The 5,132-nt window shown below is 56.5% G+C and carries 6 protein-coding genes; 2 read left to right on the forward strand and 4 right to left on the reverse strand.

Going from position 1 to position 5,132, the window contains the following annotated elements:
- The first annotated feature begins 1,425 nt into the window (after positions 1–1,425).
- Both ACQ7JA_RS24830 and ACQ7JA_RS24835 read left to right on the forward strand, forming a co-directional pair.
- Positions 1,426–1,899, forward strand: a complete 474-nt coding sequence (locus ACQ7JA_RS24830; protein ID WP_430902376.1) for a hypothetical protein — start codon at positions 1,426–1,428, stop codon at positions 1,897–1,899.
- A 241-nt stretch (positions 1,900–2,140) separates the two neighbouring features.
- Positions 2,141–2,944 carry an IS5 family transposase gene (locus tag ACQ7JA_RS24835; protein WP_430902377.1) on the forward strand — a complete coding sequence of 268 codons (804 nt, stop codon included), beginning with the start codon at positions 2,141–2,143 and terminating at the stop codon, positions 2,942–2,944.
- Positions 2,945–3,055: 111 nt separating this feature from the next.
- Here ACQ7JA_RS24835 and ACQ7JA_RS24840 read toward each other — a convergent pair whose 3' ends face one another.
- The 4 genes from ACQ7JA_RS24840 to ACQ7JA_RS24855 form a co-directional block, all read right to left on the reverse strand.
- The gene (locus tag ACQ7JA_RS24840; protein WP_430902378.1) at positions 3,056–3,256 is read right to left on the reverse strand and encodes a hypothetical protein; all 201 of its coding nucleotides are present in this window, start codon (positions 3,254–3,256) and stop codon (positions 3,056–3,058) included.
- 72 nt (positions 3,257–3,328) lie between these two features.
- The gene (locus tag ACQ7JA_RS24845; protein WP_430902379.1) at positions 3,329–3,592 is read right to left on the reverse strand and encodes a hypothetical protein; all 264 of its coding nucleotides are present in this window, start codon (positions 3,590–3,592) and stop codon (positions 3,329–3,331) included.
- 20 nt (positions 3,593–3,612) lie between these two features.
- A complete protein-coding gene (locus ACQ7JA_RS24850; RefSeq protein WP_430902380.1) occupies positions 3,613–3,807 on the reverse strand; it encodes a hypothetical protein in 195 nt (64 codons plus the stop codon).
- A 381-nt stretch (positions 3,808–4,188) separates the two neighbouring features.
- The gene (locus tag ACQ7JA_RS24855; protein WP_430902381.1) at positions 4,189–4,485 is read right to left on the reverse strand and encodes a hypothetical protein; all 297 of its coding nucleotides are present in this window, start codon (positions 4,483–4,485) and stop codon (positions 4,189–4,191) included.
- Positions 4,486–5,132 lie beyond the last annotated feature (647 nt).

Genomic DNA, 5,132 nt, shown 5'->3' on the forward strand with positions numbered 1-5,132 from the left:
GTCGTTAGCGGACGCTACAATAGGTCAACAATCGGCCAATAGCGGACATCATCTTCTACTGCACACCAAGCAGGTGTGCCAACAATTAACTCCATCACGATGATCATACGTGCTCTTCTTAGCTTTCTTTTACTAGCCAGTGCCACTGCTAACGCTCAATACGCTAACGTCGAAGGGCGGTTCCGGTCGCAAGCAACCTCTCTTGATCTGATTGCGCTCGACTCAGAGTCAGGAGTAATCGCAGCAACAACGACCGTAGTGCAAGGGGGTTGTTCAGGCGCGGTGGCCGGCGTGGGTAAGGTGGTTAAAAACGTTCTGACGTTCTCTCCATATACGAAGGTTGATAAGGACGACGCATGCGTCATTACCGTGACTTTCGATAAAAACAAGAACACCGCTAGGGTGCAGGGTTCGTCCTGCTCGATGCATAGCGGTGCAGCTTGTGGTTGGGAAGGCGACACCGTACGTCGCGTCAAGGAAGGTCAGTCTCGTAACTGACTCTAGGCGTGCTGAACGACTGCAATGGGTCGGTCCCTGCCGTCCTAGTAGGCCAGCAACAGGCCAGGAGCGTATTCCTACAGCCAAGAAGACAGCCGAGGATATATGAGCGTATGGATGAAGGCTGGATGTGAAGAATGTAGAAATGGTGTGCTTTCGGGAATGTACTCTCCCGCGGCGGCAGCACGCCAAGGAAGGGAGACCACGCCTCCAATTTTAGTCTACAGTTCGATCATGGCACATGCTCATTTGTACCGCTGCCAGAGTTGCGGAGCATGGTGGGAAGTTAATGCGCGTGAAGCTCATGTTATAGCCGAGGCCGAAGCGAAGATAACATTTGCAGGGTACTTCAACGGATTGGAGAATCGACGCTGAACAACACCATGTCCGCAATGGGTCGAGACCGGCCTGTCGCGGCCACTGCCGGGTTTTCAACTAGCAAGCTGCTATGCTGGCTCAACCGGCCAGATTCGGCCAGAAGCGGACATAGACCTAGTGTGTACGAATGCTCTACTGAACCTAAGAGGCCTTGAAATGAAATCGCTTGGAAGACCGTTGCAGTATGCGTGCTTCGTATGCAGGAAGAACTTCAAGCGCCCCCAATTTGCCGGATCGATCAGCCGTTTCATGACGAGCGAACAAGCGATAGGGCAGCGGAAGGAATATGAAGGCTTCGAGAACTCTCGCGAGTACAAATGCCCTGACTGTGGAGGTCAAGCACACTTCATGGGCATCGACTTCAAGGCGCCGAAGAAATCGGACGTCAAAGGTTGGCGAGCGGTTGAAGAATTCATACGCTCCGGAAAGCTCTACTATCGGAGATGAAGGTCCACTGCGGGTCGCCAACTGCCGTCCACTGAACGGGCGAGTTCGGCCAAAAGCGGTCGTTGCTGACCGACCCATAAACTAAATTTTTAGGCACGGCAGATGGTTCCGTATGGCTTGAATCAAGCACAATTCCAAGCGATGTACCGGCGCAAGCTTGACGGCCTATCCAAGCATGTGATCGCTCAGATCAGTGCTCTTTTAGCTGTACCGGTAGCACCAGACGTCGACGAAGCGAACGTCGAAATCTTCCCCGGCGAGGACGGCGCGTCGCCGGACGTTTGGATCTACTGGCGTGGCAAGAACAATAAGGTCGATCACCAGGACCCGAGTTTATTTGCTGGCAGATCAATGCATCTAGAACTCGGCCTTGAAATTCTTGCTGAGCTCGACGAGCAATACTTCCTTGATCCAGACCAGTTTCCTGGACTTGAGCTGGCAGTCTCTGTCTTGTCACGCTGGGTGGCGGAATGTTGGTGGAAGGCTGGCGGCTGGAGGTATCCAGTGCCGGTCATGCTAGCAGTTCACGACTTCGGGACTTGTGGCTCAGTGTTGCTTTCCGAAGGTGGCGCCTAACCCAGGTATTCGACGTCTGGATTGGGCCCAGGCTGTGTAAAAACGCAAAGCAGACATCCGACCCGCGACACTCGACTTCTCAAAACGTGCGCTACGGCGTTTTCTCGAAGTGGGGAATAGTAACGAGACACCTGAAAACGTCATGATTTCGCGTTTTTACACAGCCAGGGTCGGAAGCGGACGTACGCGCGCCCAGTCGAGGCACTAACATGACGTCCGTGTTTGTAGACGGACTGATGCCATGGCCCGAGCACTTCTTCCTGAAGACCTGTGGTCGCTTATAGCAGCTGATCTTCCGGCCCATCGCCGATCGCCCAAAGGCGGCCGTCCACGTATCGATGACCGCGCGGCCCTGACAGGGATCCTCTTTGTCCTCAAGACTGGAATACCGTGGGAGTACTTGCCGCGCGAACTCGGCTGCGGCAGTGGTATGACATGCTGGCGTCGGCTTCACGAATGGATGCTAGCTGGCGTCTGGCAGCGTATTCACGAGACGATTCTGCGACGGCTCCGCGAACACGACCAGATCATGTGGGATCGAGCTAGCGTTGACGCTGCAAGCGTACCGGCGCCTGCCGGCGGCGAGCACACAGGCCGAAACCCTACCGATCGCGGCAAACTCGGCTGTAAACACCATTTACTGGTCGACGAGCGTGGGCTTCCATTGGTAGCCCAGATCTCGGGTGCGCAGGTACACGACTCGCGTTTCCTCATCCCGTTGGTAGAGTCCGTCCCGGCAGTTAAAGGGCTGGCAGGCCGTGCCCGCAAACGCCCAGGTAAGCTGCATGCCGATCGAGCCTATGCTTCGAGAGCCCATCGGGCTTGGCTGCGCCGTCGCGGAATCGCAACTCGGATTGCGCGCTACGGCGTGGAGTCACGCGAACGGCTCGGCAGATGGCGGTGGGTTGTCGAGCGTACCCTGGGTTGGCTACACCGCTTTCGCAGATTACGCATACGACATGAGCGGCGAGCAGACATTCACCAGGCGTTCCTTTCACTTGCCTGTTCGCTCATCTGTTGGCGGTATGTCGAACGGTTTTGTTAGGCGCTCTTAGGCTCTTGGCTTGCCCTGACGCTGCCGCCGACGCGGGCCGACACTTCGACCGATTGCATCGTTTCTAGGCACACGAGGTAGTAATAGGTGCTCATGCTTTTCCTATTCGATTGGCAGCGCTTCGATAGCGGCCAGGATCGTCGTTTTCGATTCAAGCGCTTCGTCCCGCATGCGCCGCTCGCTCGGCCGTGGTCCACGGTCCTTGCGATCGGTAGCCACTCGCGTTGCCTCGACCGCGGCGTGCACACCGACCTTGCTCCCGTATTGCTCGACCAGGGCCTGTAGCTGTGCTTTCGTAGTCATCGACTTTTCCTCGACCGTTAGTCGCCGCCGCACATGTGCGTGTCGGCCGCGCCGTTATCGCGCACATACTCTTCACAGAACCGACATTGATTGCGTATATCCGTCCAAGCCCGAAGCCGGCGACCACGCGGCAGGTTGAGCCTGCACGACCGGCTCGGCGTTCGGACGCCAGTCGAACGCCGAGCTGTAGTCCTCGCTGTTCTGGACCAGGAGACTGATCTTGTCGCGCTCGAACTCGCGCTGTGCGATCTCGATAGCCTGCTCCGGCGAGTTAGCCTCTACGGTCGTCTCAGCCGCCACCGGAATCATTGCGTAACCGTGCACACGATATTTCATGAGTTTTCCTTTACGTTCACTCAGCGTCGTGCTGCGCTCTTTGCACGGCAGTAAAGGATGACACCCACGCCGAGCGAGACCATGCTAACGGCTGAGAATATCCACGCAATACGTGCGGCGTTCCAGTCATCGCGGTACCACATAAACCCGATACCCATGACCGCAACCAAGCCGTAGACGAGGCTCTGTTTCAACCACCATTTCATATTCTTCACCGTCGTTTTCCTTTAATTCCTAAGCGAGCAGGGACCAGGCGATCAAAGAGTCCTTTGGCCGGTTCTGCGATCGGGCTCTCAGCAACTTCGCGTCGTGGGGTGGTATTGATCCGGCCCACCATCGCTACGCCACGCGCCGTCAGCTTGAAGGCTGGACGACGGCAGTCCGCGCAGCAAACGGTACGTTCAGCCAGGTCCATCGCTATCAGGCGGTCGGCCGCTTCAAGCGTAGGCACTTCATCGAATGACACCGAATGCCATGTCCGATTAAACCTCCAGCCTAACGTATCCCCCTGTCGCCACATCCGCTGGGAGAGCGAACGTAATGCGGTGAAGTCATCTTGTTGAAGGCGAATTCGCTCCACAGCTTTTCCCTGGGAGTTAATACGCGCTGGCCAGCTCGCGCGAGAACGGGCTTTGGGCGCCGGCAAAAGCGAACCCGATGATGCGCGACTCGGGCACATCAAACACTTCATGCAGACCGCCAGTAGGGTTCGTGGTGCGGAGGACGCGGCTCTTGCCGGTCGGGTTCAACGCATTGTCAATCGATACCAGGTCGCCGGCGTGGATCGAACCGTCCTTCATGAGGAAGATAGTCGGGCCCGCTCCTGTAGGCGGAAGCCCTGCGGTAAAGTTCAGCGTGAAGTCAGTGCCGTCCGGCGCTTTTACTGTCGTCATGTTGTCCTCGCTGGGCCGGCACCGTGCCGACCCTCTCAATGCCTCTGCCCGCTCGTGGCGGGCTCCCGGTGCTGCTGGGCCTTTTCCTTGGCGTCTAACGCCTTACATGGGGTGAAAAGCCGGAAGGTTCGTCTGCGTGATCGTTGCAGACCATGCAATCGTAGTGGTCTGTGGTAAACGTGCAATGGTCGATGTCCTTGCGCCACTCGTGGTCCATATTCTCTCCGCAAATTCGAAGACCAGTCCAATGCAAGAGTTTTTTCAGCAGTAGCATGAGTTTTCCTTCAAATCGTCGCCCAGCCGACTAAGACCAGTGGAACTGCCGCCAAGCACGAAATTACGCTAATCACAGCAGATGCCTGTTCCCGTCGACGACGATTACGTCCGCCCGGGACAAGAGCAGCGCAAAGTGCAAGTACGAGCATTACTGCCATGAGCTGGAGAACGAGCATCACGGTGCCGACGAATCCTTGGCCGGTGAAAATCCCCCCCAGGATAACGATTGCGGCTGCGACGTTACCGAAGAACTTCGATATCCATTTGCGGCGGTTTGACTCTTCAGTGAGAACTTCTGATGTAGATTCCATAGCCCTTGATGGTTGGTTTTAATGGACTTCGCTGGTGCGGCACTGCGCCGACCTATTAAT

The organism is Massilia sp. BKSP1R2A-1 (assembly GCF_050586525.1).
GTDB lineage: Bacteria > Pseudomonadota > Gammaproteobacteria > Burkholderiales > Burkholderiaceae_D > Telluria.

Coding starts and splice junctions, on each gene's coding strand:
- ACQ7JA_RS24855 (WP_430902381.1), bottom strand. CDS start 4,485: ATGACGACAGTAAAAGCGCCGGACGGCACTGACTTCACGCTGAACTTT.
- ACQ7JA_RS24830 (WP_430902376.1), top strand. CDS start 1,426: ATGGTTCCGTATGGCTTGAATCAAGCACAATTCCAAGCGATGTACCGG.
- ACQ7JA_RS24845 (WP_430902379.1), bottom strand. CDS start 3,592: ATGAAATATCGTGTGCACGGTTACGCAATGATTCCGGTGGCGGCTGAG.
- ACQ7JA_RS24835 (WP_430902377.1), top strand. CDS start 2,141: ATGGCCCGAGCACTTCTTCCTGAAGACCTGTGGTCGCTTATAGCAGCT.
- ACQ7JA_RS24840 (WP_430902378.1), bottom strand. CDS start 3,256: ATGACTACGAAAGCACAGCTACAGGCCCTGGTCGAGCAATACGGGAGC.